We start from the raw sequence: 25,210 nt of genomic DNA on the forward strand, positions 1-25,210 counted from the left end.
GCGTATTGCAATGGGGGAATGTTACGTGGGGATGACACCGGGCGGGCGAAGTGGTTTTCCCGTTGGTGTGCGGCAGCGCGGGAGGCAGGGGAGACAACCCCCAGGGTTTTCGGCCAGGCGCGCTCCCATTCGACTGTCGGCACCTTCCTCCGCATGCGCGGGGAAAGGCTCGGGACTGGGGACCTCGTGCAGGGTTCGGGAAGGTGACCGTGGTGAAGCGCCCGGGATTACTGGCTCCGCCCGTCCGGGTTGTCCACCGTCTGCACCTTGCGCTTGCGCAGCTCCAGCACCAGCGGCGTCAGGTCGGCGATGCGCGCCTGGATGCGCGCGCGGGCGTAGTAGTCCAGGTCGTCGCGCTTGAGCAGTCGCTTGAGCTGCTCCATGGCATCGAACGGGCGGCCGGAGAGGTAGCTGGCGTCCGAATAGGCCTCGCCGGCGCGCACGCCGTCGCCGGCCTTGTCGCTGGCGCGGGCGTAGCTGCGGTAGATGTCCGGTTCGTCGGCGTTGTCCAGCAGCGGGCGCAGCAGGGAAGCCGCGAGCGTCGCCTGTGCGGTGTCGCCGCCGGCGGTCAGCGCCTTGGCGTAGGCCAGCGCCACCGCGCGGTTGCGCGGGGAGCGGGCGTTGAGCCGGGCGTAGCGCGCCAGCGCGGCGGCACGCTGGCCGTCCTGCCATTGCGCGTCGGCCATCGCCAGGTCGAGGATCAGGTTGTCCGGGTGGGCGGCGAGCAGCGGCTTGAGCTGCGCGATCGCCTGCGCGCCGGCACCGCTGCGGGTCAACGCCAGCGCGTAGCCATAGCGGTTGGCGGGGCTGTCGAAGCCGGCCGTACCGAAGCTGGCGTCGTAGTAGTGGACCAGCTTGGACGCGTCGCCGGCCAGCACGCGGGTGCGCTCGCGCATCAACGCGTACGTATCCAGCCCGTCCTTCGCGGGGGCGGCGGCGAGCAGCGCGGTCGGGTCCTTCACGTAGGCGATCGGCGCGGTGGTCTTCTCCCAGTCGCCGCGCACCAGCGTGGTGCCGCTCGGGCGCTGCTTCTGCGCGGCCAGCAGCGCGCCGGCGCGCGACTTGGCGTCGCTGATGCGCGCCAGCGTCACCGGGTGGGTCTGCAGCAGCGCCGGTACGTCGGTGCCGCCGGCGCCGGCACGCAGGGTGTCCTGCATGCGCTCGAAGAAGCTGGCCATGGCGCGCGGGTCGAAGCCGGCGTTGGCGAGCGTCTGGATACCCACGCGGTCGGCTTCGATCTCGTCCTTGCGGGTGAAGTTGATCGAGCGCTGGGCGATCAGGCCCTGGCCCGCGGCCAGCACCGCCATCGGCGAGTCGCCACTGTGCGAGCCGGCGCCCGCGGCGACCGCGCCGAGCAGCACCAGTGCCATCAGCGGCGCGTCCTTCTTCGAATCCTCGAACGCGCGCTGCAGGTGGTTCTGCGTTATGTGGCCGATCTCGTGGGCGATCACGCCGGCCAGCTCGCTTTCGCTGCGGGTGATGGCGATCAGGCCGGCATTGACCGCGATGTAGCCGCCCGGCGCGGCGAACGCGTTGATCTCCTCGTCCTTGACCGCGAAGAACGTGAAGTGGTCTTTCGGACGGTCGCTGCTGGCCACCAGGCGGTAGCCCAGGTCGTTGAGGTAGTCGTCCAGCAACGGGTCTTCGACCACCATGTCCAGCGAGCGCATCTCGCGCAGCATCGCGGCGCCGTAGTCCTGGGCATCCTGCGGCGAAATCAGCGCGTCGGCCGAGCTGCCCAGGTCGGGCAGCCGGATGTCCTCCTGCGCGCCCGCGCCAACGGCGAGGCAGGCGGTGACCAGCGCAGTGAGCAGGCGGGGGGCGAGTCGTGGTGCCATGGCCATAGGTGGGCGACAATACATCAGTACAGACCGCCGGTAGCGGCGTCGGTTCATCGTCCGTTGCTTGCAAATGGACGGGCTGGACCTCATCTAGAGGGCCGGTTCCACAGTTCCCCCGGAGCGTTAGTCATGCCCAAGATCGAGGTCTACTCCACCGCCGTGTGTCCCTACTGCGTGGCCGCCAAGAACCTGCTCAAGTCCAAGGGGCTGGAGTGGAACGAAGTACGCGTGGACGCCGACCCGGCGCAGCGCGAGCTGATGCTCCAGCGCAGCGGCGGCCGCCGCACGGTGCCGCAGATCTTCATCAACGACCAGCACGTGGGCGGCTACGACGACCTGGTTTCCGCCGACCGCAGCGGCAAGCTCAAGCAACTGCTGGGCGAGGCCGCATGAGCGACGCCGACAACAGCAAGGACCGCGTGGCGGAATTCACCGCGTTCCGCCAGCGCATGAACGAGCGCATCCTGTCCGAGGACAACCAGGTCGTGCGGCGCTTCTTCGCGCTGGACACGCAGACCTACAAGCCGGGCGCGCTCGACGTGAAGACCAAGGAGCTGCTCGGCCTGGTCGCCTCGATGGTGCTGCGCTGCGACGACTGCATCAGCTACCACGTGGCGCAGTGCAAGGAGGCCGGCGTCACCCGCGAGGAGTTCTTCGAAACCTTCAGCGTCGGCCTGGTGGTGGGCGGCTCCATCGTGATCCCACACCTGCGCCGCGCGGTCGACTTCCTCGACCGGCTGGAGGGCGGCGAGGCCGAAGGCGCCTCTTGCGCCGACCACGCGTAGCGTGAACCCCTAGGGCTGCTCACCTATCCGACGGCTCGCGTTTGCAGGAGCGCCCTTGGGCGCGACCGCCATCCGGGTTGCGCCCAAGGGCGCTCCTACGGACGACCTGCAGGCAGCGGCTGGCGATAGCCGCTGCCCGCCCATCGGCCGTGCAGTGCGATGAACCGCAACGCTCCATGCGAGGATTTGCAACGCCCTGGCGGGCCCCGCCTGCTGCCGGCACGGGGCCGCATCGGCGATAATGGGGCTCTTTGCCGCGCGCATGCCCAGCCGCGCGGCCGCGATCAGTCCCCAAGGAGTTCCCCATGAGCAAAACCATCGCCGTCATCCCGGGCGACGGCATCGGTCCGGAAATCATGACCGCCACCCTGCGCGTGCTCGAGGCGCTGGACTGCGGCCTGACCTACGACTTCGTCGACGCCGGCATGGTGGCGCTGGAGAAGCACGGCGACCTCTTGCCCAAGCCCACGCTGGACAAGATCGCCGAGCACAAGGTTGCGTTGAAGGGCCCGCTCACCACCCCGATCGGCGGCGGTTTCACCTCGATCAACGTGACCCTGCGCCGCCATTTCGACCTGTACGCCAACGTGCGTCCGGCGACCAGCTTCCCGGGCACCAAGGCGCGCTACGAGAACATCGACATCATCACGGTGCGCGAGAACACCGAGGGCGCCTACCTGGCCGAAGGCCAGAGCGTATCCGAGGACGGCGAGATCGCCACCTCGATGATCCGCGTGACGCGCAAGGGCTGCGCCCGCATCGTGCGCTACGCCTTCGAGATGGCCGTCAAGAAGGGCCGCAAGAAGGTCACGGCGGTGCACAAGGCGAACATCATCAAGACCGCCTCGGGCATGTTCCTCAACGTGGCGCGCGAGATCGCCAAGGAATACCCGCAGATCGAGTTCAACGAGATGATCGTGGACAACACCTGCATGCAGCTGGTGATGCGCCCCGAGCAGTTCGACGTAATCGTGACCACCAACCTGTTCGGCGACATCCTCTCGGACCTGTGCGCTGGCCTGGTCGGCGGTCTGGGTCTGGCCCCGGGCGACAACATCGGCGAGCACGCGGCGATCTTCGAGGCGGTCCATGGCTCGGCGCCGGACATCGCCGGCAAGGGCATCGCCAACCCCTGCGCGCTGCTGCTGGCCGCGGCCGACATGCTCGACCACTTAGGGATGGTCGACAAGGGCACCCGCCTGCGCAGCGCCATCCGCGAGACCATGGTCAACGACCATGACCACGTCACGCCGGACCTGGGTGGCAAGGGCAACACCGCCAGCTTCGGCGAAGCGATCTCCCGCCGCCTGGCTGGCTGAATCACCGTCATGATGGCGGGTGGTGCGTGGACGGCAGCGCCACGCCCGTGATGCTCTGATCTTTCCAGCGCTTCGGCACGCGCCGAAGCGCCGGCCGCTTGCAGGCGTTGCAAGCGGAGCCGAGACCATGGAGCTCACCGCATGACAGATCCCCAACGCCTTGCCTGCGAGGGCGACAGCCGGCTGAAGAGATCCTGGGAAACCGTCCGCCGCGCGTTCGTCGAATTCCTGGGCCTGCCAAGCCTGCTCATCGTCGGCTTCCTGCTGCTGGCGGCGGGCACCTCGGCGCTCGATTCGGCGCGCATCGGATGGCTGGAGCCGGTGCGCACCACCATCCGCGTGGTGCTGTTCCGCGACGCGGAGGCCACCAGTTCGCTGCTTTCGACCATTGCCGGCAGCATCATCACGGTCACCTCGATCACCTTCTCGCTGCTGTTGCTGGCCGTACAGCAGGCGGCCGGTGCGCTCACGCCGGTGGTCTACGACCAGTTCCTGCGGCGCCGCTTGAATCAGCTCTACTTCGGGTTTTTCGTCGGGCTGGCGGTCTACATGCTGTTGATCCTTGCTACCGTCAACCGGCCGTACAACCCGGTGTTCGGCGCGACCGCGGCGCTGGTGCTCACCTTCGTGGCGATGTCGCTGATCATCGTGCTGCTCTACACCACCATCAACCAGATGCGCCCGGTGGTGGTGATCGAGACCATCCACGATCACATCCTGCGCGCCCGCAGGACCCAGCAGGAGTTCCTGCGGCGCACCCGGCCCGAGGCGTCCGCTACGGCATCGTTATCCACGCCCGTGCGCGCCGCCGGGCACGGTTACGTGGTGCGGGTGGACCTGGACGCGATGGCGGCGGCGCTGGCCAGGACGCCCGGCGCCGAGGTTGTCCTGGCGATCGCCATTGGGCACTACGTCGCCTTCGAGGACATGCTGGCGACCATCCGCACGCCCACCGAGCACGCGCCGGCGAGCCTGGTCGACGCCGTGCGCAATGCGATCCGGCTTGAACAGCAGCGCGACCTGGACGGTGACCCGGCCTACGGGATCGACCAGCTGGCGGTGATCGGCTGGACCTCGGTATCGACCGCCAAGTCCAACCCGGCGCCTGGCCGGATGGTGCTGCACACCCTGCGCGATCTGATGGCGCGATGGTCGGCCGAAACGGAAGCGACGACCGAGACGCCGGATCGGCGTGCGTCGCAGGTGCCGGTCGTCTACGAAGACAATGTGTTCGCCAAACTGCTGGACACGTTCGAGATACTGGCTGTAGTCGGCTCCGAATCGATGCAGCCGCAGACGATGGCTTCGTTCGTGCGAACTTTCGTGCTGATGTTCGGCCGCTTGCCGCCGGGCCAGCAGCCGCGGGCGCAAAGGCTTATCCGCAGCAGCCTGTCGGCGCTGGGCGAGCACGTGCTGACGGTGGAGCTCGACAGCGCATTGACCGATCTGGCCGAGGCGCTCGACCTGGCCCACCATCGCGACCTTGCCGCCGAAGTGCGCGCCGCGCACCAGGCCATGGCCACCTCGCTGGGCAAGCTCGGCTCGCGCGCGACGCGCGCCTCCGCCGCGGGGTGATCGCTGAGGGCATCGCGCGGCCGCCGCGTTGTTCCTGTTCACGCGAACGTCGGGTCGCTGGCTCCGGTGGCCCCCATCCGGCTGTCGGCACCTTCCCCCGCGGGGCGGGGGAAGGCTCGGAAGAGAGCCGGCGCCCGGTTCAGGTGGCGGTGCGGATTCCGGTTGGTAGAGCGGGGCGCCTGCGGGTGAGACTTCCTTTCGGACGGGGGGAGGCCGCAGGCGCGATGGGCTCAGTGCGTCCCCGGCTGGTAGTTCCCGCCGATCGTGCGGGCCGCGACGTTGATGCGGTTCCAGCTGTTGATGGTGACCACCAGCAGGGTCAGGTCGACCAGCGATGCCTCGTCGAACTGCTGGCGAGCCTGCTCGTAGAGGGCATCTGAGACCGCGTCGTGCGAGACGAGCTCGGTCAGTTCCTCGGCCCAGGCAAGGGCGATGCGCTCGCGCTCGCTGAACAGGGTGGTCTCGCGCCAGGCGGGCAGCACGTACAGGCGCTGCTCGGTTTCCCCGGCGGCGCGGGCGTCCTTGCTGTGCATGTCCAGGCAGTAGGCGCAGCCGTTGATCTGCGAGACGCGCATGAGCACCAGGTCGATCAGGCGCGGCTCCAGGCGGCCGGCGTCGTGGACCTGCTTGCCGAGCTCGACCAGCGGCATCATCGACTTGTAGTGGCGTTGGATGGCGAAACGGGACATGGGAGGCTCCTTGGCTTGGAAGGCGGCCCGACATGGGCCGTTCAATGCAAGGACGCCACGGGCCGGCTTTTCGTGACCGCCGCCAGGCGCGCCAGTTTGCCGGGGTGGCGCAATGCCAGCGTGGCGGTAATGCGGTCGCCCTCGCATTCGACCCATGTCGCGCTGACCAGCGTGTCGTCGGCCCAGGCCAACAGCACCGGTTCGCCGTTGAGCGTCGTGGTGGTGAAACACACGCCTGGTTGCGAATAGAAGCGGGTGGCGATCTGCGTGTAGAGGCGGACCAGCCGATCGGCACCCTGCAAAGGCCGCAGCACGGCGCGCACCACACCACCGCCGTCGGAGATGGCGATGGCGTCCTCGGCAAACAGTGCGCGCAGCGATGCGAGGTCCGGTTTTTTCAACGCCTCGGAGAAGCGCTGGATCATGCGCTGCCTGGCCCGCACATCCACGCTGAAGCGCGGGCGGCCCTCGCGCAGGCGCGTCTTGGCGCGGTGCACCCGCTGGCGGCAGGCATCCTCGGCGATGCCCAGAATCGCCGAGGCCTCGGCGTGGCTGTAGTCGAACACTTCGTACAGCAGGAAGGCGGCGCGCTCTTCGGGGCTCAATCGTTCGAGCAGGAGCAGGAAGGAGAGCGTGAGCGTCTCGCCGCGCTCCAGCTCGGTTTCCGGGTGCTCGGCATCGGGCACCAGCGGCTCGGGCAGCCAGGGCCCGGTGTAGTGCTCGCGCTCGGTCCTGGCCCGGCGCAGGCGGTCGAGCGCCAGGCGGGTGGTCACGGTGACCAGCCAGGCTTCCGGGTCGTCGAGCAGGGCGGTGTCCTGCGCGTGCCAGCGCAGCCAGGCGTCGTGCAGCACGTCCTCGGCGTCGGTCGGCGTGCCGAGCATGCGGTAGGCGAGCCCGAACAGGCGCGGGCGGTGCTGCTGGAACAGGGCGGTCTGGGCATCCATGGAAAATCTCCGGTGGGATGAGGCCAGGACGCGCGACCGGCGAAAAAAGTGACCGTGGCCTAGCGCACCAGTGGCCAGGGCGCCAGGAACACCAGCCAGATCAGCAGCACGATGCCGGCGTACTTGAGCCCGCGGAACAGCTTCGGGTGCCTGCGCTTGAAGGCCTTGCTGCGCTCGCGGCTGCGCTGGTTCAGGGCGAACATCCGGTTGACGAAGCCGACCTTCTCGGCACCGTTGTCCGCGTTGGGCGAGGCTGTGATCTTGCCCATGAACGCACCCACGCGATGGTTGATCGCGCCCATCCAGCGCGTGCGCAACGGGCGCTCGACGTCGGCGAAAAGGATCACGCGGGTCTGGTCGGTCTTGTTTTCGACCCAGTGCACGTAGGTTTCGTCGAACACCACGTCCTTGCCGTCGCCCCAGGCGTGTTCCTCGCCGTCGACGAAGATGCGGCAGTCGCGCGAGTTCGGCGTGATCAGGCCCAGGTGGTAACGCAGGGAACCGGCGAATGGGTCGCGGTGCGGGTTGAGCTTGCTGTGCGGCGCCAGCGTGGCGAACATCGCCGCCTTGATGCTGGGGATGGCGTTGAGCAGCGCGACCGTCTTCGGGCACAGCGCCTCGGCCGAGGCGAGCGGTTCGCCGTACCACTTGAGGTAGAAGCGCTTCCAGCCCTGCTTGAAGAAGCTGTTGAAGCTGGCGTCGTTGTGCTTCTCGGCGGCGCGAATGTGGCCCTCGTCGAACAGGCGCAGCGCCTCCTCGCGGATGGTCTGCCAGTTGGCCTGCAGCAGGTCCAGCTGCGGGAAGCCGCGGCGGTCCAGGATCGGTCGCGCCGGCACCGCCGAGAAGGCGTACATCAGCAGGTTGTATGGCGCAAAGATCGCCGAATGGTCGACCAGTTGGCGGTCGAAGCGCAGCCGCGCCCGCCCGCGCAGGTGCACCAGCAGCACGCAAAGCGCGAACAGCAGGAGCAGCAGCAGAACGACCAGGCGAGGTGTGAGGATCATGGGGTTGTATCGCGGATGGGACGGTTCATTCTACGCCGGCGAACGCCTTGGAACGGTACGGCAGCCTGGCCCGCTCCCCCGGGGAGAGGCTGGCTATGGAGACACTCTTGCGATAGCGATGGGTCGAAGCACGCCCTTGCTCCCTCTCCCCACCGGGGAGAGGGTTGGGGTGAGGGGCCACTCTTGCGTTGGGAATGGATCGGAGCATGGCTCCGGTCGCGAGCCCCGCCCCCTTCACCGCGATCCTCTCCCCGGCGGGAAGAGGAAGCTGGACCTTCTCCCGCGGGGGAGGGCCAGGCTAGTCCACCAGGTCCGGCTCGAAGAAGCTCCAGCGGATGTCGGGAAACTGCGCCTTCATCGCCCGCTCCACCGTATTGATGGCCTCGATCATCGCGCGATCGCTGGCGCACGCCTCCATCTTCGCCTTGACTGACACCATCACGTCCGCGCCCATCTGCAGTGTGATCAGGTTGAGCACCTTGGCCACTTCCGCGCGGTTTTCCAGGAAGGCCATCAGCTCGGCGCGCCGGCGCGGTTCCACGCCCTGGCCGATCAGCAGGGCCTTGACCTCGACCGCCAGCGCCACGGCCACCACCACCAGCAGCGCGCCGATCGCGATCGTCCCCATCGCATCGAACAGAAGGTTGCCGGTGAGCATGGTGGCGCCCACGGCCAGCGCAGCCAGGCACAGGCCGATCAGTGCCGCGAGGTCTTCGCCGAAGATCACCAGCAACTCGCTGGAGCGGGTCTCGCGGAACCAGGTCCACAGATTCTGCTCGCCGCGCGCCTTGTTGACCTCCTGCATGCAGCCGCGCATGGAGATGCCCTCGGCAACGATGCCGAACACCAGCACGCCGAGTGCCAGCCAGGGCCACTTGAGCGGTTCGGGATGGCTTAGCTTGTGCACGCCCTCGTAGACCGAAAACATGCCGCCGACGCTGAACAGCAGGATCGCCACCAGGAACGACCAGAAGTACAGCGCGCGGCCCCAGCCCAGCGGGTATTCGTCCGACGGCGGCTTCTTCGCCTGGCGGATGCCCAGCAGCAACAGGCCCTGGTTGCCGCAGTCGGCCAGCGAATGCACCGCTTCGGCGAGCATGGCGCCCGAACCGGTCACGAAGGCGGCCACCAGCTTGGCGATGAAGATGGCAAAGTTGGCGCCGAGCGCGAGGAAGATCGCCTTGAGCGAATTGGCGTGACCGGACATGAAACCGTTTCCGTGGCAGGTGAGCCGGCTAGTCTAGGGCAGCGCATGACATTGCGCCGCCGTCGGACCGCCTTTCGTGGGAGCCCACTAGTGGGCGAAGTTTTGGCGCCAGCGCGTCAGAAGGCATCGCCGACACGTGGGCTCCTACATGGCCCAGGCATCAGCGGATGCCGACGCCCACGCCCACGCCGAAGTGCACGTTGTTCTTGCCCTTGTTCATCTCGTCGGCGGTCCAGACGTGCGACTGGTTCACCTGCACCAGCGGGAAGACGTAATCGGCCTGGCCGACCTTGCCCGCGCGGCTGCCGCTGAGCTGCCCGTTGACCGTGATCAGCGCGCCGGCCGGGTAGTCGAGCGATTCGACGTAGCCGGGCATGACCGCGATGAACCGGCCATTGCCGCTGTCGTTCGCCTGCGGCCGCTGCGACTTGTCCAGCGGGTAGGCGAGGATCTCCACCTCGCTGTGGTCGGCGAGGTTGGTCACGCCGACGATGCGGCCACCCCAGATCACCTGTTTGCTGGCGAACTGTTCGGGCGACTGCGCCACCTGGTACGGCGCCGCGCCGACCGCGTCGGCGGCGGGCTTGTAGATCGGCGCGGGGGCGCAGGCGGCAAGCATCAGCAACGTGGCGGGCACGAGCGAGCGGAACGTGATCGAAGCGAGGCGGATGCGCATGGCGGGCTCCTGACCTTGGCGAAGAAAGGGCGCGGCGGGATGCCGCCGCGGTCCGGAGCGAGCTTAGCGGCGGCCGTGTGAACGCGGTAGCGGCGAGGGCGGCGGCGCCGCGCCTTCCTCGAGCAGCCAGTCCAGCCGCCATTCGGCCGGGCGCCCCTGCGCCAGCAGCCGGGACAGCGCGCGCAGCGGCTCGCGCAGGGTCTCATCCAGCTTCCACGGCGCGTTGAGGATGGCCATGCCCGAGCCATTGAGCCGCAGCGGGGAGTCGTCCGGATGCACCAGCAGCTCGGCGCGCAACACGCGGCGGGCGCCACAATGGCCGAGCCAGCGCAGGAACGGTTGCACCTGACTGCGCTGCTTGATTGGATACCACACGGCATAGACGCCCGTGGGCCAGCGCACCAGCGCCCCCTTGATCGCCTGCTCGATCAGCCGGTACTCGGCCTCCTGCGCCTCGTAGGGCGGATCGATCAGCACCAGGCCGCGCTTTTCCTTCGGCGGCAGCAGCGCCTTGAGCGCCTCGTAGCCGTCGCGCTGGTGCACGTGCATGCGCTTGTCGCTGTGCAACAGTTCGCGCAGGCGCGTCGCTTCCTCCGGCTGCAGCTCGCACAGCTGGGCGCTGTCGTTCGCGCGCATGGCCCTGGCCGCCTGCAGCGGCGAGCCGGGGTAGAGCTTCAGGCCCTGCTCGTTGCCGGGCAGGGACAGCAGGCCGTCCAGCCAGTGCCGCAGCAGCGGCGGCAGCGTGCCGCCGCTGCTCGCGTGCGGGCCGACGTCCGGGAACAGCAGCCGGCCCACGCCTTCGCGCCACTCGCCGGTCTTCTCCGCCTCCTTGCCCTCCAGCGCGTAGCAGCCGCTGCCCGCATGGGTGTCGATCACGGCGAACGGCGTGGGCTTGGCCTTGAGCGCGTCGATAAGCGCGGCCAGCACGACGTGCTTGAGGACGTCGGCGAAATTGCCGGCGTGGTAGGCGTGGCGGTAATTCATCGGCGGAGTATAGAGGCCCGTTCCTGTCCCCTGCAGACGCGCCCTTGGGCGCGACTGCACGGAGTCGGGAGGCCAGCGGTCGCGCCCAGGGGCGCTCCTGCAGGAGGCCGGGGTTCAGTCGCCCGTGCTGTGCGACTCGCTCACGCCGAGCAGCTCCGGCTGCGCCGGCTCCTTGCGGCGGCTCAGCCACGGATGCACGAACACCGCGGCCAGGATCACCGCCACGCCCAGGTAGAACGGCCAGGCCAGCTCGCGCTGCTCGCCCAGCAGCACCACGGCCAGCACGATGGCGTAAACCGGTTCCAGGTTGGTCACCATCTGCGTGCCGAACGCGCTCAGGTGGCGCAGCGCCACCAGCGCCAGCGCGAACGGCAGCAGCGTGCAGCCGAAGGCCAGCAGGACCAGCAGGACACCGTCATGCAGGCCGGGCAGCACGAAGGCGTTGCCGGCATGCGGCAGCAGCGGCGCGAGCAGGCCGAGGAACAGCGTGCCGGTACCCAGCTCCAGGCAGGTCACGGTGAGCGGGTCGCCGTGTTCGACCAGTCGCTTGTTGCACGCGCTGAACAGCGCCACCAGGAGCGCCGAAGCGACGCCCACCATGAGCCCCATGCGCATCGCGACAGGCACGCCGCCGACCACCATGGCCACGCCCGGCACCACCGCCACCCCGAGCAGCAGTTCGCGCGGATCGAAGCGCCGGCGCGCGATCCACGGTTCGACGAAGGCGAGGAACACCGGCCCCAGCGCGATGCAGGTCGCGCCGACTGAAGCGTTGGAGAGCTTGATCGCCGCATAGAAGGTGAGCCAGTGCAGCGACACCAGCACGCCGATGCCGGCATAGGCCCAGCGCAGCCGGGCCGGCATTGCCTTCAGCCCGCGCCAGACACGCGGCGTGGCCACCAGCGCGAGGGTCACCAGCAACATGCGCCACCACACCAGCGACGCCGCCGGCAGCGTGATCAGCTTGCCCAGGATCGCGGTGAAACCCCACAGCACCACGCAGAAGTGGATCTGCAGGCGGGCCTTGCTGATGGCTTGCATGGGGAGCGTCGCGCTTGGGGGAGGCGCGCATTGTAGGTGGAGGGGCGGCAAGGAGGGGCCCTTCGACTTCGCTTCGCTTCGCTCAGGGCGAACGTTCTGTCGCCCCTTCCATCTACCGGGCGCAGGCGCGTAGCAACCCATCGAAGCGCTGCCTTCAAAGCAGCAATGCTTAGGCCACCCACGGCGAGCGAGGGCTCGGGCGGCATGATGCGCGCCACCGGACCCTCACCCCAGCCCTGTTTCGCCGGGAGCGGGGGGCCTGCATCGTTCGCGCAGAGCGTAGGCGCGTAGCGCCGAAGTCGAAGCGCCTCCCTCACACCACCCGTTCGAACGCGCTCTTCCGGGAAGGGATGCTGACAAGAGGGAGGCGGTTCGGGCAGAGCGGGGTGCGTACGCAACCGGGTCGCTCGATCGCCGACTACTTCGCCTCGCGCGAGGGAATCACGACGCTGCACAGATCGATCTTCCCCGCCGGCACCGTATAGAACGCATCGCGCCGGTTGCGCTTGGCCTCGACCAGCCTGGCGAAGGTGGGGCTGTCCGTGCGCAGTACCTCGATCTTCGGGCGCTCCGCCTTGGGCATGTCCGCCACCAGGCGCAGGGATTCGATCTTCAGGCGCTGCGACTTGTCCGTATAGAACCCCATCGGCGCCGGTCCGCGGGGCAGCGCCGAGAGCCGTTCCATGCCGTCGATGACGCGGCCGGCGACCGCCAGGTTGCGGTCCAGTCCGCGCGGGGCCTGTCCGATGATCGCGTAGAGCGCGCTGCCGTTGCCGGTTTCCGGCCCTACGTCGCGCGCCACGCCGACCGTGCCGTAGCAATGCGCGATCCACTCGCGGCCGGACGCCGGATCGCGCGCCACGGGGAAGCCTTCGGAGAAGCCCACCTGCGGCGCATAGACGTCGCCATCGGGCAGCGGCGTCCATTCGAGCTTTGCATCGATCGCGCGGGTGAACTCCGGCGGCAGGGTCTTCTTCGCCGTTCCGAGCGGCTTGATGCGGGCCTTGTCCTCGTCGTCCGCGGCCGGGTCGTCCCATTGGGTGACGAAGTTGTCCTGCACGCGCACGATCGCCAGGCCGTCGAAGTAATGCTCGTGCGCCATCGTGCGGATGTTGGCTGCGTGCAGCGGGGTGAAGTCCGGCGCCAGCTCGATCAGCACGTGCCCGCCGGGCAGCTTCATGTCGAGCAGGTTGGACGGGTCGGGCGTGCGCCATTCCTGCGGCCGGGACTGGGCCAGCAGTTCCTTCGTGGTCGGCGTGGGCCTGGCTTCGTCGGCCAGCGCGGGCAGGGCGAGGAGGCTGGCGAGCGTGAAGGCGAGAAGCGTATGGCGCATGCTTGGGTTCCCCTGCAGGCATGGATGAGGTTGGAGAGCTTATAGCGTTCCCGCCACCCGTGCGGTTGCCGTGTCTACGCGTTCCGCCGGCGGCGTGGGACAATGCCGGCCTTGCTGGCGCCGGTTTCGTTTTTCGTTAACCGCACGTATCACCGGTGCGGAACGCCAGGTGGATGAACGGCTAACCAGCGCCCTGTTATTCCTGCTTCCGAAGCAGGGGTCTCGCTATCGATGGGAGCGATCATGCGTCTACGTATCCTGGCCGCCGCCGCCCTGGCCTGCGGGCTGGTCCAACCGGCGCTCGCGGGCGATCCGGACTCCTGGCCCACCAGCGTGGAGCTGGGCAACGGCGTCAACGCCGGCCTGAAGGGCCTGCTGCAGTACGACCTCAACCAGTTCACCGACGACCGCATGCCCGACGGCAGCGACCGGTTCGACGACGCGCACACCTGGCGACGACAGGAGTTCAATCTCTACGTCGAGAAAAAGGGCGTCTTCACGATCAACGCCGGCTACGACTTCCAGTCCAACAGCTGGGTCGACAACTACATCGGCCTGGAAACCAGGGCGGGCCGCTTCCGCCTCGGCCAGTTCAAGACGCCGGTGGGCTGGGAGGACGGCAACACCTCCACCAGCAACGTGACCTTCATGGAGCGCAGCCTGCCCGAGCAGGCGGTGCACGAAGGCCGACGTGTCGGCGTCGACTGGTTCTACCAGGGCATCCCGCACTGGTTGCTGCAGGTGGGGTTCTTCACGCGCCACGATCTGAACGACGATGCCGCCGGCGAAACCTTCGCCGGCCGCGTCGTATACAACCCGGTGCAGGAGCAGGGCGAGGTCGTGCACCTGGGCCTGACCGCCTCGCGCGAGTTGCGTGACGACCGCACCGGCCGCATCCGCGCCCGCCCGGAGGTGAACCTGACGCCGGTGCGCCTGGTCGACACCGGCACGCTGCTGGGCGTCGACCGGCTCGATCGCCAGGGCCTGGAAGCGGCCTGGATCCATGGTCCGATGCTGCTGCAGGGCGAATACCTGGCGATGCAGGCGATCCGCCCCGGCCTGCGCGACTTCCACGCGCGCGGCTACTACGTGTTTGGCACTTGGGCGCTGACCGGCGAATCGCGCGGCTACAAGACCGGCTCGGTCGCCGGCCTCACGCCGCAGCATCCCTGGGGCGCGCTCGAGCTGGCGCTGCGCTACGCCACCCTCGACCTGGACGACGGTGCGGTGATGGGCGGGCGCGAACACGATTGGACGCTGGGCCTGAACTGGTACATCAACACCCACTTCAAGCTGCAGGCCAACGTGATCCGCGCCTTCAGCGACCGCGGCAACCTACCGCTGGATCCCACCATCTACGCGATGCGCGCCCAGCTCAACTTCTGAGCGCTTGATCGGCAGGCGGACCGGCGGACTGACGACGCCGGCCCGCCAGAGCCAGCGGTCTTCGGCGACCGGCTTGCCGTCATGGTCCAGCGGGAAGATCACTGCGTGGCTGGGCGATACGTACAGCTGTGCGCCGGCCTGCAATCCCATGCGCGCCAGGTCTTCGCTGGCGATGTCGGCTTCCAGCGGATGGTCGAGTGCGGCCACGTCCAGGTCCAGGTGCGCCACGCTGCCGGCGAGATAGACATGGCGCAGGCGCGCGCGCCACGCGCCGGGTACTGGCGTGGTCGACAGGGTCAGGTGTTCCGGGCGCACGTAGGCCATCGCCCGGGTGTGCTCGCCGGCCCATGGTTCGTCGGCGAAGATCCAGCCGCCGGCGAGAAAGCGTGCACCCTCGCGGCGCAGAGTCAACCGGTTCGCCTTGCCGATGAACTCGCACACGAACGGCGTGGCCGGTTGCTGGTAGATCTCCCGCGGCGTGCCGACCTGCTCGATGCGCCCGCGGTTCATCACGGCGATGCGGTCGGCCAGTTCCAGTGCTTCCTCCTGGTCGTGGGTGACGAACACGGTGGTCAAGCCCAGCTCCTCGTGCAGCCGGCGCAGCCAGCGGCGCAGCGTCACGCGCACCTGAGCGTCGAGTGCGCCGAAGGGTTCGTCGAGCAGCAGCAGGTCCGGCTCCACCGCCAGCGCGCGGGCCAGTGCCACGCGCTGGCGCTGGCCACCGGACAACTGCGACGGGAAACGCTTGCCGAAGCCGTCAAGCTGCACGCGCTTGAGTAATTGTTCGACGCGCGCTTCGATCTCCTGGCGCTTCGGACGCGCGCGCCGCGACCGCACGCGCAGGCCGAAGGCCACGTTCTCGGCCACGGTCAGGTGGCGGAACAGCGCGTAGTGCTGGAACACCAGCCCGACGTTGCGCTCGCGCGGCGCGGCGGCGAGATAGTCCTTGCCGTTGAAGTTCACCTGCCCGCTCTCCGGATAGTCCAACCCGGCGAGGATGCGCAGCAGCGTGGTCTTGCCCGAGCCGGACGGGCCGAGCAGCGCCAGGAACTCACCCGGCGCGATCGACAGGCTGACATCGTTGAGCGCCGGGTAATCGGAGAAGCGGCGGTTGAGGCGGGTCAGTTCGAGGGTCATGCGTCGTCTCCGGGGTGCAGGGAGTCCATCCAGGGGTGTGGAGCGCGCGTTGGGAGCCGATGGCGAGCGTGGGGGCCGGGGTCGCGCACAGGTGCGCTCCTACAGGTGGTCGCGCCCACGCATGCCTCTGCAGGAGCGCACCTGTGCGCGACCGCCATCTGCATGCGTGCGATGAAGGGCGACATCACCGCCCACCCGGCGCATGCGAGGCGATCTCGTCGCCATAGCGCCATTCGAGCGCGGTCTTGATCGCCAGCGTCACCAGCGCCAGCAAGGCCAGCAGCGACGCCACCGCGAAGGCACCCACGTAGTCGTACTCGTTGTAGCGCATCTCCACTTCGAGCGGGATGGTCGTGGTCAGCCCGCGGATGTGCCCGGACACCACCGATACCGCGCCGAACTCGCCCATCGCGCGCGCATTGCACAGCAGCACGCCGTAGAGCAGCGCCCAGCGGATGTTCGGCAGCGTCACGCGAAAGAACATCTGCCAGCCGTTGGCGCCGAGCACGCGGGCCGCTTCCTCTTCCTCGTTGCCCTGCGCCTGCATCAGCGGGATCAGCTCGCGCGCCACGAAGGGCAGGGTGATGAACATGGTCGCCAACACCAGGCCGGGCACCGCGAAGATGATGCTCACGCCGTGCGCCTCCAGCCACGGCCCGAACCAGCCCTGCGCGCCGAACAGCAGCACGTAGACCAGGCCGGAGATCACCGGCGAGACCGAGAACGGCAGGTCGATGAACGCGCCGAGCAGCGACTTGCCGCGGAACTCGAAGCGCGCCATCACCCAGGCCGCGGCAATGCCGAAGACCAGGTTCACCGGCACGGCGATCGCCGCCACCAGCACGGTCAGCCAGATCGCCGAGCGCGCCTCGTCCTGGCTGATCGCGTCGAAGAAGGCGCCGGCGCCCTGGCGGAAGGCCTCGACGAACACCGCCGTCAACGGCAGCAGCAGGAACACGATCAGGAACGCCACCGCGGCGAGCGTGAGCAGGCCCCGCCCCAGGAGGCGTGGCCAACCGAACGAACGCGAAGGCGGCCGGCTCATGGCGCCACCTCTGCCCAGCGATGGCTCCAGCGCTGCAACAGCGTGATCACCAGCAGCAGCACGAAGGAGAACGCCAGCATCGCCACGCCCAGCGCCGCCGCGCCGGCATAGTCGAACTGTTCGAGGCTCTGCACGATCAGCAGCGGCGCGATCTCCGACTTCATCGGGATATTGCCGGCGATGAAGATGACCGAACCGTACTCGCCCACCGCGCGCGCCAGTGCCAGCGCGAAGCCAGTCAGCAGCGTCGGCACCAGCATCGGCAGGATCACCTTGAGGAAGATCTGCCAGCGCCGGGCGCCCAGCGTCTCGGCGGCCTCCTCCACGTCGTGCTCCAGCGTCTCCAGCACCGGTTGCAGCGTGCGCACCACGAACGGGAAGCCGACGAACACCATCGCCACCAGCACGCCCGACGGCGTGTAGGCGACCTTGATGCCGAGCGCGGCCAGCCATTGCCCGATCCAGCCATTGGGCGCGTACAGCGCGGTCAGCGCGATGCCGGCCACCGCGGTGGGCAGCGCGAAGGGCAGGTCGACCGCCGCATCGAACAGGCGCCGGCCCGGAAAGCGGTAGCGCACCAGGACCCAGGCGACCAGCAGGCCCACCACCACGTTGATTGCGGCGGCCAGCGTGGCGCCGCCGAAACTGAGCTTGAGCGCCGCCAGCGTGCGCGGCACCCGCAGCAGCTCGATCAGGCCGCCGATGCCCAGTCCCGAGGCCTTCCAGGCCAGCGCCGCCAGTGGCAGCAGCACGATCAGGCCGAGGTAGGTGAGCGAGTAGCCGAGGCTCAGGTTGAAGCCGGGAAGGATGCGTCGCTTCATGTCAGGTCCCCGGGCCGATCTGGTCGAAGATCGCGCCGTCGGCGAAGAACTTCGCATTGGCCTGGTGCCAGTCGCCGAACAGGTCCTTGAGCGTGAACAGGTGTACCTGCGGGAACTGGTTCGCGTACTTCGCCATCACCTGCGGCGAGCGCGGGCGGTAGTGGTTCTTCGCGGCGATCTCCTGGCCCTGCGGCGAGTAGAGGAACTTCAGGTAAGCCTCGGCCACCGCGCGGGTGCCGTGCTTGTCCACGTTGCGGTCGACCAGCGCCACCGTGGGCTCGGCCAGGATGCTCATCGAGGGCACCACGATCTCCACGTCCGCGCCGCCGATCTCCTGCCTGGCCAGAATCGCCTCGTTCTCCCACGCCAGCAGCACGTCGCCGATGCCGCGCTGGACGAAGGTGTTGGTGGCGCCGCGCGCCCCGGTGTCGAGCACCGGCACGTGCTTGTACAGCGCGTGCACGAAGGCCTTCGCCTTGGCTTCGCTGCCGCCGGCCTGCCTGAGCGCGTAGCCCCAGGCGGCCAGGAAGTTCCAGCGCGCACCGCCGGAAGTCTTGGGATTGGGCGTGATCACCTGCACGCCCGGACGCACCAGGTCGGACCAGTCGCGGATCTTCTTCGGATTGCCCTTGCGCACCAGGAACACGATGGTCGAGGTGTAGGGCGCGCTGTTGTCGGGCAGCCGCTGCTGCCAGTGGGCGGGTATCAGGCCGCGGTCGGCCAGCACGTCGATGTCGTGCGCCAGCGCCAGCGTCACCACGTCCGCGGGCAGGCCGTCGACCACCGCGCGCGCCTGCTTGCCGGAGCCGCCGTGGGACATGCGGATGGTCACGCTGTCGCCATGTTGCGCCTTCCACTGCGCGGCGAAGGCGGCGTTGGCGTCGCGGTAGAGCTCGCGCGTCGGGTCGTAGGACGCGTTGAGCAGGGTCACGGTCTTCGCCGCGGCGGTACCCGCGGCCAGCGCGCCGAGTACGGCGCAGATGGCAATCAGCTTGTTCATGGAATCTCCCTGACGAACGGATGGTGGGGGCACGCGATGCCCTCGCCGCAGGCGCAGGCACCCGTTCTGCGGCGGAGCGCAGGGTGGCGTGGTGGTGTGTTTTCCCCTGGAGCGCGGTTACGCCGGATCAGGCCGGCGCAAGCGCGCGGTGGCGAGAGCTGTCCCAGTCATCGAACGCTTCTCGCGGGAAGCGCCGGCGAGCGCCTGGACGACGGGCCCTTGCCGCGGCGGGCGTGTCGGCACGGCGCCGGGGAGCGGTGCGGATGTCGAGTGCGTCGTGCATGGTTTCCACCTCGGGGGAGCGGCGTACTCAAGGCGAACTGCAACACAGCTGCCGTTAAGCATCCGCTAGGCATTCGTGGCATTTGGCGTCGACGATTCCGTCCACTTTTCGATAACAAACGGCCGTTCTTTCCCGACGTCGGGATGCGCCGAAGACGCAACGGGACAGCCCGCCGGATTCAACCGTCCGTGGGGTTGTCCAGCTTGGCGGCCACGGGAACGGCGGCCAGTGCACCGGCGACCTGCGCCAGCACGAACCCGGACACGTCCACGGGGCGAATGCCCGCGAACGTGCACGTCAGCGAGCGGGCCAGGGTGACCGCCGGGTTGGCGAAGGACGTGCTCGCGGTAAACCAGTACGCGGCGAAGATGTAGCTGGCCACCAGCGCCGGCACCGCGGCCGGTCGATGCCGCATCCCGAGCAGAATGGTCAGCAGCAGGCCGAAGGCCGCCACGCCCTCGCTCAACCATTGCGCGGCGCCGGTTCGCACGTGTGTGCCCGGTTGCAGCAGCGGCAGCTCGAACATGGCGTGCGTGAGCAGCACGCCGACGATGGCGGCCGCGACCTGCACGAGCACATAGGCCAGCGCTTCGCGGCCGCGCAGTTCGCCACGCAGCCACAGGGCAAGGGTCACGGCCGGGTTGAAGTGCGCGCCGGAGATCGGTCCGAACAGCACGATGAGGACGTAGAGCGCCGCGGCCGTTGCCGCCGCGTTGGCGAGCAGGGCCACCCCGGTGTTCCCGGGCGAAAGCATCACGCCCATGATCCCCGAACCGACCACGGTGGCGAGCAGCAGCGCGGTGCCGATGAACTCGGCCAGAAGCTTGCGCGCGAGCATGGTCAGAGCGACGCCAGCAGCGCTTGCACGCGGGCGCAGATCGCGTCGCGCACCGCGCGATAGCCGTCGTCGTCCAGGTCTTTCGGATCGGGCAGTTGCCAGTCCTCGCGCCGGCGTGCGGGTATCCACGGGCAGCGGTCGCCGCAGCCCATGGTGACCACCGCATCGAAGTCGCCCACGACCGTGTCCAGCGCTTTGGAGGCATGGGTGGCGAGGTCGTACCCGAGTTCCGCCATGAGCTGGACCGCGCGCGGGTTGATGCGGCCAGAGGGTGCCGAGCCGGCACTGCAGGCCTCGATCGCCTCGCCGCCATGGAGGCGGGCGAAGGCTTCCGCCATCTGGCTGCGGTTGGCGTTCTCGACGCAGACGAACAGGACGCGCTTTTTCATGGATGGGTTCGTGCGCTCAGCAGCAGCCGGAGTCCGCGGCGCAGCAGGAAGCGCCCTTGGCGACCTTCGGTTTCACCACCCGCAGGTCCGGGCTGCAGGTGGTGCCATTGGTCGCGCAGGGCGCCTCGCCGGCGTAATAGGTGGTCGCCTCGCCGAGGGTGTGGAAGGTTTCCCAGCGCGTGCCTTGCGGGTCTTCGGTCCACAGCTTGTCCGAGCGGGCATAGCAGCAGACGGTCGCTTCCTCCGGCACGAGCGCGCCGCCGGCCGCATCCAGGCGCTGGCCGAGCGCCGCGAGTGCCTCGTCGCTGTCTGCCTGGATGCCCAGGTGATCGATGCCCGCTTCGCGGCCGGTGCTGGAGATGGCGAAGTTGACGCGCGGATCCTCGACCATCCACTTGGCGTAGTCGTCCTTGCGCACGGTCGGCTCGGCGCCGAACAGCGCGGTATAGAAGCGGATGCTGCTCGCCAGGTCGGCGACGTTCAGGTGCACGTGGAAGCGGTTCATGGCGTCAGGTTTCCTTGCGGCGTGGCTTGCAGGCCTGCGTCGGAACGCATTCAGCGGAGCCGGCGCAGCAGTTTTCGGTGAGGTAGGCGAGCAGCGCATCCATCCGCGCGTAGTCGGCGCGCACGCGGATCACCCGGCCTTCGCGCTGGTCGATCACCAGTCCGGCAGCGCGCAGTACGTTGAGGTGTGCGCTGAGCGTGGCCGGTGGCAGCGCCAGGTGCTCGCGCAGTTCGCCCACCGACAGGCCTTCCGGGCCGGCCTGTACCAGCTGGCGGAAGGCGGCCAGGCGCGATTCGTGGCCGAGGGCGCTCAGCGCGGCGAGGGCGTCTTTGATTTCCATGATTCCAAAATTATGGAAATAAAACGCGCTCGTCAAGCGCAGATGCTTCCGACGTTGGCTGTTCGAGCCCACCGAGCGTTGAAGCACCCGCGTGCTGCCCATACAAACCGAAGGATCGGGCCGTTCATGGCGCCCGATTCGTGAGCCAACGTCATGGACGCCTGTCCGCGACTTCCACTAACTCCCTGCGGCCGGCACGCGCACACTGGTGGTTTGGCAACCGTCGGGGCCGTGGCGCTGACGACGTTGCCGGCGTTCGCGAACGCCAACGCCGGCGCTCGACGGCCAGCGCCCCGGGAACACGCCTGCGTCGCGCGAAGCGCCTGCGATCCGGTCGCCACCTTCTTTCCACCTGCACAGGACCACACCATGAAGACCAAAGCCTACGGTGCCCACGCCAGCGACAAGCCGCTCGAGGCGATCGATATCGAGCGCCGCCAGCCGGGCCCGCACGACGTGCAGATCGACATCGCCTATTGCGGCGTGTGCCACTCGGACTTGCACACGGTCCGCTCCGAATGGGCTGGCACGCTGTACCCCTGCGTGCCCGGTCACGAGATCGTCGGCCACGTCAGCGCGGTCGGCAGCGAGGTCACCGGCTTCAAGGTCGGCGACACCGTCGGCGTGGGCTGCATGGTCGACAGCTGCCAGCACTGCGCCTCCTGCGGCGAGGGGCTGGAGCAGTTCTGCGAGAACGGCTTCACCGGCACCTACAACGGCAAGACGCCGGACGCGCCCGGCCATACGCTGGGCGGCTACGCGCAGCAGATCGTGGTCAGCGACCGCTTCGTGCTGAAGATCCGCCACCCGGAGGACCAGCTCGCCGCCGTCGCGCCGCTGCTGTGCGCCGGCATCACCACCTACTCGCCGCTGCGCCACTGGGGCGCCGGTCCGGGCAAGAAGGTCGGCATCGTCGGTATCGGCGGCCTGGGTCACATGGGCATCAAGATCGCCCACGCGATGGGTGCGCACACGGTCGCTTTCACCACCTCCGAATCGAAGCGGCAGGATGCGCTGGACCTGGGCGCCGATGAAGTGGTGATCTCGAAGAACGCCGAGGACATGGCCAGGCACGCCGGCAGCTTCGACTTCATCCTCAACACCGTGGCCGCCAGCCACGACCTGGACGCCTATACCCGCCTGCTCAAGCGCGACGGCACGCTGTGCCTGGTCGGCGTGCCCGAGCGCGCCCATCCGAGCCCGAACGTCGGCAACCTGATCTTCGGTCGTCGCTCGATCGCCGGCTCGCTGATCGGCGGCATCGCCGAGACGCAGGAGATGCTCGACTTCTGCGCCGGGCACGGCATCGTCGCCGACATCGAAATGATCCCCGCGCAGCAGATCAACGAGGCCTACGACCGCATGCAGCGCAGCGACGTGAAGTACCGCTTCGTGATCGACAACGCCTCGCTGGCCGCCTGACGCCATCGCAACGGTCCTGCGCGCGCGCCGCGCGCAGGACCGATCCCGCCATGACGCTTCCGGTCGTCGAAGGCTGGAACCCGCTGGGTGGCCGACCGGCGCGCAGCGACGATGAGATCTTCGAGCTGCTCACCGCCGCCGTGTTCCAGGCCCGCTTCCGGCCAGCCGTGGTCCGCGCGCGCTGGCCCGCCATCCGGCAGGCATTTGCCGGTTTCGCGCTGGCCGCGGTCGCTGCCTGGCCGGACGCATGCCTGGATGAACTGCTGGCTGCCGAAGGCATGATCCGCAACCCGAAAAAGATCCGCGCGAGCTTGCGCAACGCGCGCGATCTGCAGGCGCGCAGCCGGCAGTTCGGCAGTGTGGCGGCGTATCTGCAGTCGCTTGGCGACGACCCCGAAGCCCGGGTTAGCGACATCGACACTTGGGCGCACTACATCGGCGCCCCTTCCATTCGCTGGTTCGTGCGGGCGCTGGCTGGCGGCGGGGCAGAGTGATCCTCCACACGCATCCTTGCGCGTGGACACGGTGCGTCTGCGCCGTTATCGGTACACTGTCCGCCATTCGAACCGGGCTCGACGCGGGCCAGCGCCGGCGAGCATGCCGTTGCGGTCGCTCGGCGCACCAAGAACAAGATGATGTTGTACAACTGCCCTGGAAGGATCGCTCTGATGCGCTGCCCGCAACCCACTCCGCAAGGAAGCGTTCGCACGAGCGCGGGCAAACGTGTGCTGGCGCGCGGTGCCGTCACGATGACGCTGCTTGCGCTGTCGACCCGCGCAATGTGCCTGGTGGCCCAGCCGACGGATCTGGGCAGCCTCACGCTGGAGGACCTGGGCAAGGTGGTCGTCTCCTCGGTGACCAAGAACCCGGAACCGCTGAGCAAAGCGCCCGCGGCTGTCTACGTGATCAGCCATGACGACATCATGCGCTCCGGCGCCCGGAACCTGCCCGACATCCTGCGGCTGGCGCCCAACCTGGAGGTGTTCCAGACCAGCCCCGGCAATTACCACATCACGGCCCGCGGATTCAGCGGCAACAACGTCGCCCAGAATTTCCCCAACAAGCTGCTGGTGATGATCGACGGCCGCAGCGTGTATTCGCCGATCTTCTCGGGCATGTACTGGGACGACCAGTTCGTGCTGCCGGAGAACATCCAGCGGATCGAGGTGATCAGCGGCCCGGGCGGGGCGCTGTGGGGCGCCAACGCGGTCAACGGGGTCATCAACATCATCACGCGCAACAGCGCCGAATCCGACGGCGGACTGCTGGCCGTCCGCGTGGGCAACCTGGAATCCAGTGCAGCCGTCCAGTACGGCGGCAAGCTCGGCAAGCACGCGCACTACCGCGTCTATGCACGCCACGTGCGTCGCCATGAACTGGACGATGCCAACGGGCGGCCCGCACGCAACGGCTGGAACAGCCCCCAGGTCGGTTTCCGTGTGGACGTCCAAAGCAGCCCGGACGACACGGTAATGGTGCAGGGCGACCTGCACGACGGCCGCACCGACCAGCCCGGCGGTTCCGATGCGCGCAACACCGAGGCGGACGTGCTGGCGCGCTGGCAGCACACCATCAGCGACACCTCGGGCCTCCAGCTGCAGGCCTACTACGACCATGTGCACCGCCGCGACAGCAACGACGGCGGCAGCGGTTTCGCGCTGGACACGCTGGACCTGGAACTGCAGCACAGCCTGGCCGTGGGCGACCGCCAGCAACTGCTGTGGGGGCTGGGCGATCGCATCTACCGCTACGACATCACGCCGCGTATCGCAGAGGCCAGTTCGTTGCTGTGGGACCCGGCCAGGAACACGCAGAACCTGGCCAACGCCTTTGTGCAGGACCAGGTGGCGATCAATGACGAAACCGAGCTCACGCTGGGTCTGAAGGCCGAGGACGACCCGTACTCGGGCGTGTCGCTGATGCCCAACCTGCGGCTGTCCTGGCAACCCGGCCGCAGCACGATGCTGTGGGCCGCCGCCTCGCGCGCGGTGCGCACACCCACGCCGTTCGACGAAGACGTGATCGAGAAGCTCGGCACGGCCGTCTTCCTCACCGGCAATCCGTCGTTCAAGCGCGAGAAGCTCACTGCCTACGAGGCCGGCTGGCGCGGCCAGGTCGCCACCCGCGCGACCGTGTCGGTGTCGCTGTACTACAACGTCTATGACGACCTCAGGACGATCGAGCTGTCGCCCACGGGGCTGCCGCTGATCTGGGGCAACGGCATGGAGGGTCGCACCTACGGCGTGGAGGCATGGGGCAGCTCCGCGATCAGCGACTGGTGGCAGTTGGGCGCCGGCTTCGATGCGCAGCGCCAGCACCTGGGCTTCAAGCCGGGCGCCAGTGGCCTGCTTGGCGTGGCGCAGGCCGGCGACGATCCCCAGTACCAGGGCTTCATCCGGTCGATGATGAACCTTTCCGACAGCTGGACGCTGTACGCCGACCTGCGTGGCATCGACGCGCTGCCCGATCCGAAGGTGCCCGGTTACGTGGAGCTGGACCTGCGCCTGGGCTGGCTTGTGAACGACAAGCTGGAGCTCTCCTTGTCCGGTTCGAACCTGTTGCATGCGTGGCATCAGGAGTATCCCGACGGTAACCGCATCAGCCGCGGCGTGTGGCTCGATGCGCGGCTGAACTTCTGACGCGCGG

24 protein-coding genes and 1 pseudogene are annotated in these 25,210 nt (G+C 68.5%); 8 read left to right on the forward strand and 17 right to left on the reverse strand.

Features of this window, described 5'->3' with window-relative positions:
- Positions 1 to 227: 227 nt before the first annotated feature.
- Complete coding sequence (locus J7I44_RS12675) at positions 228 to 1,844, reverse strand: M48 family metalloprotease (RefSeq protein ID WP_245188170.1); 1,617 nt, start codon at positions 1,842 to 1,844, stop codon at positions 228 to 230.
- Positions 1,845 to 1,970: 126 nt separating this feature from the next.
- Here J7I44_RS12675 and grxC point away from each other — a divergent pair, with 126 nt between their 5' ends.
- The 4 genes from grxC (at position 1,971) to J7I44_RS12695 (ending at position 5,520) form a co-directional block, all read left to right on the forward strand.
- Complete coding sequence (gene grxC, locus J7I44_RS12680; RefSeq protein ID WP_209621350.1) at positions 1,971 to 2,234, forward strand: glutaredoxin 3; 264 nt, start codon at positions 1,971 to 1,973, stop codon at positions 2,232 to 2,234.
- A complete protein-coding gene (locus tag J7I44_RS12685) occupies positions 2,231 to 2,626 on the forward strand; it encodes a carboxymuconolactone decarboxylase family protein (RefSeq protein WP_209621353.1) in 396 nt (131 codons plus the stop codon). The genes grxC and J7I44_RS12685 overlap by 4 nt, the downstream gene beginning before the upstream one ends.
- 305 nt (positions 2,627 to 2,931) lie before the next feature.
- Positions 2,932 to 3,945 (forward strand): isocitrate dehydrogenase, encoded by a 1,014-nt coding sequence (locus tag J7I44_RS12690; protein WP_209621357.1) that lies wholly within the window; start codon positions 2,932 to 2,934, stop codon positions 3,943 to 3,945.
- Positions 3,946 to 4,086: 141 nt separating this feature from the next.
- Positions 4,087 to 5,520 (forward strand): DUF2254 family protein, encoded by a 1,434-nt coding sequence (locus tag J7I44_RS12695; RefSeq protein WP_209621359.1) that lies wholly within the window; start codon positions 4,087 to 4,089, stop codon positions 5,518 to 5,520.
- A 230-nt stretch (positions 5,521 to 5,750) separates the two neighbouring features.
- On the opposite strand, the gene J7I44_RS12700 is transcribed toward J7I44_RS12695, so the two are convergent.
- The 8 genes from J7I44_RS12700 to J7I44_RS12735 all read right to left on the reverse strand — a co-directional run bounded on the left by J7I44_RS12700 (position 5,751) and on the right by J7I44_RS12735 (position 13,398).
- Positions 5,751 to 6,209 carry a carboxymuconolactone decarboxylase family protein gene (locus J7I44_RS12700; RefSeq protein WP_209621364.1) on the reverse strand — a complete coding sequence of 153 codons (459 nt, stop codon included), beginning with the start codon at positions 6,207 to 6,209 and terminating at the stop codon, positions 5,751 to 5,753.
- Positions 6,210 to 6,250: 41 nt separating this feature from the next.
- A complete protein-coding gene (gene sigJ, locus J7I44_RS12705; protein ID WP_209621368.1) occupies positions 6,251 to 7,153 on the reverse strand; it encodes an RNA polymerase sigma factor SigJ in 903 nt (300 codons plus the stop codon).
- Between the two features lie 59 nt (positions 7,154 to 7,212).
- A complete protein-coding gene (locus J7I44_RS12710) occupies positions 7,213 to 8,139 on the reverse strand; it encodes an aspartyl/asparaginyl beta-hydroxylase domain-containing protein (protein WP_280921082.1) in 927 nt (308 codons plus the stop codon).
- 316 nt (positions 8,140 to 8,455) lie between these two features.
- The gene (locus J7I44_RS12715) at positions 8,456 to 9,364 is read right to left on the reverse strand and encodes a cation diffusion facilitator family transporter (protein ID WP_209621373.1); all 909 of its coding nucleotides are present in this window, start codon (positions 9,362 to 9,364) and stop codon (positions 8,456 to 8,458) included.
- A gap of 160 nt (positions 9,365 to 9,524) precedes the next feature.
- Complete coding sequence (locus J7I44_RS12720) at positions 9,525 to 10,040, reverse strand: Slp family lipoprotein (RefSeq protein WP_209621376.1); 516 nt, start codon at positions 10,038 to 10,040, stop codon at positions 9,525 to 9,527.
- Positions 10,041 to 10,103: 63 nt separating this feature from the next.
- On the reverse strand, positions 10,104 to 11,024 hold the full coding sequence (locus J7I44_RS12725) for a 23S rRNA (adenine(2030)-N(6))-methyltransferase RlmJ (protein WP_209621378.1): 921 nt from the start codon (positions 11,022 to 11,024) through the stop codon (positions 10,104 to 10,106).
- Positions 11,025 to 11,138: 114 nt separating this feature from the next.
- Positions 11,139 to 12,065 carry an EamA family transporter gene (locus tag J7I44_RS12730; protein WP_209621382.1) on the reverse strand — a complete coding sequence of 309 codons (927 nt, stop codon included), beginning with the start codon at positions 12,063 to 12,065 and terminating at the stop codon, positions 11,139 to 11,141.
- A 418-nt stretch (positions 12,066 to 12,483) separates the two neighbouring features.
- Complete coding sequence (locus J7I44_RS12735) at positions 12,484 to 13,398, reverse strand: peptidylprolyl isomerase (RefSeq protein WP_209621385.1); 915 nt, start codon at positions 13,396 to 13,398, stop codon at positions 12,484 to 12,486.
- A gap of 243 nt (positions 13,399 to 13,641) precedes the next feature.
- On the opposite strand from J7I44_RS12735, the gene J7I44_RS12740 reads away from it, so the two are divergent.
- Positions 13,642 to 14,784, forward strand: a complete 1,143-nt coding sequence (locus tag J7I44_RS12740; RefSeq protein WP_209621388.1) for an OprO/OprP family phosphate-selective porin — start codon at positions 13,642 to 13,644, stop codon at positions 14,782 to 14,784.
- Between the two features lie 90 nt (positions 14,785 to 14,874).
- Here J7I44_RS12740 and J7I44_RS12745 read toward each other — a convergent pair.
- From J7I44_RS12745 to J7I44_RS12780, 8 genes and pseudogenes are all read right to left on the reverse strand, one after another.
- Positions 14,875 to 15,921, reverse strand: a pseudogene (locus tag J7I44_RS12745) (sulfate/molybdate ABC transporter ATP-binding protein); the annotation flags it as partial.
- Positions 15,922 to 16,105: 184 nt separating this feature from the next.
- Positions 16,106 to 16,966, reverse strand: coding sequence for a sulfate ABC transporter permease subunit CysW (cysW, locus tag J7I44_RS12750; RefSeq protein ID WP_209621395.1), 861 nt, complete (start codon positions 16,964 to 16,966; stop codon positions 16,106 to 16,108).
- Complete coding sequence (cysT, locus tag J7I44_RS12755) at positions 16,963 to 17,787, reverse strand: sulfate ABC transporter permease subunit CysT (protein ID WP_209621397.1); 825 nt, start codon at positions 17,785 to 17,787, stop codon at positions 16,963 to 16,965. The genes cysW and cysT overlap by 4 nt, the downstream gene beginning before the upstream one ends.
- Position 17,788: 1 nt before the next feature.
- Positions 17,789 to 18,787 carry a sulfate ABC transporter substrate-binding protein gene (locus J7I44_RS12760; protein ID WP_209621399.1) on the reverse strand — a complete coding sequence of 333 codons (999 nt, stop codon included), beginning with the start codon at positions 18,785 to 18,787 and terminating at the stop codon, positions 17,789 to 17,791.
- Between the two features lie 461 nt (positions 18,788 to 19,248).
- The gene (locus tag J7I44_RS12765; RefSeq protein WP_209621401.1) at positions 19,249 to 19,908 is read right to left on the reverse strand and encodes an aquaporin; all 660 of its coding nucleotides are present in this window, start codon (positions 19,906 to 19,908) and stop codon (positions 19,249 to 19,251) included.
- A 2-nt stretch (positions 19,909 to 19,910) separates the two neighbouring features.
- Positions 19,911 to 20,297 (reverse strand): arsenate reductase ArsC, encoded by a 387-nt coding sequence (locus J7I44_RS12770; RefSeq protein WP_209621403.1) that lies wholly within the window; start codon positions 20,295 to 20,297, stop codon positions 19,911 to 19,913.
- Positions 20,298 to 20,313: 16 nt separating this feature from the next.
- Positions 20,314 to 20,802, reverse strand: a complete 489-nt coding sequence (locus J7I44_RS12775; protein ID WP_209621405.1) for an ArsI/CadI family heavy metal resistance metalloenzyme — start codon at positions 20,800 to 20,802, stop codon at positions 20,314 to 20,316.
- A gap of 4 nt (positions 20,803 to 20,806) precedes the next feature.
- Positions 20,807 to 21,142 carry an ArsR/SmtB family transcription factor gene (locus J7I44_RS12780; protein ID WP_209621407.1) on the reverse strand — a complete coding sequence of 112 codons (336 nt, stop codon included), beginning with the start codon at positions 21,140 to 21,142 and terminating at the stop codon, positions 20,807 to 20,809.
- A 369-nt stretch (positions 21,143 to 21,511) separates the two neighbouring features.
- Between J7I44_RS12780 and J7I44_RS12785 the strand changes: the two genes are divergently transcribed.
- The 3 genes from J7I44_RS12785 to J7I44_RS12795 all read left to right on the forward strand — a co-directional run bounded on the left by J7I44_RS12785 (position 21,512) and on the right by J7I44_RS12795 (position 25,203).
- Positions 21,512 to 22,564: an NAD(P)-dependent alcohol dehydrogenase gene (locus J7I44_RS12785; RefSeq protein WP_209621409.1), complete on the forward strand. Its 1,053-nt coding sequence runs from the start codon at positions 21,512 to 21,514 to the stop codon at positions 22,562 to 22,564.
- A gap of 50 nt (positions 22,565 to 22,614) precedes the next feature.
- On the forward strand, positions 22,615 to 23,058 hold the full coding sequence (locus tag J7I44_RS12790) for a DNA-3-methyladenine glycosylase I (protein ID WP_209621412.1): 444 nt from the start codon (positions 22,615 to 22,617) through the stop codon (positions 23,056 to 23,058).
- Positions 23,059 to 23,313: 255 nt separating this feature from the next.
- Positions 23,314 to 25,203 (forward strand): TOL_0244 family TonB-dependent receptor, encoded by a 1,890-nt coding sequence (locus J7I44_RS12795; RefSeq protein ID WP_209621415.1) that lies wholly within the window; start codon positions 23,314 to 23,316, stop codon positions 25,201 to 25,203.
- Positions 25,204 to 25,210 lie beyond the last annotated feature (7 nt).

This window comes from Frateuria flava (genome assembly GCF_017837635.1).
Classification (GTDB): Bacteria; Pseudomonadota; Gammaproteobacteria; order Xanthomonadales; family Rhodanobacteraceae; genus Frateuria_A; species Frateuria_A flava.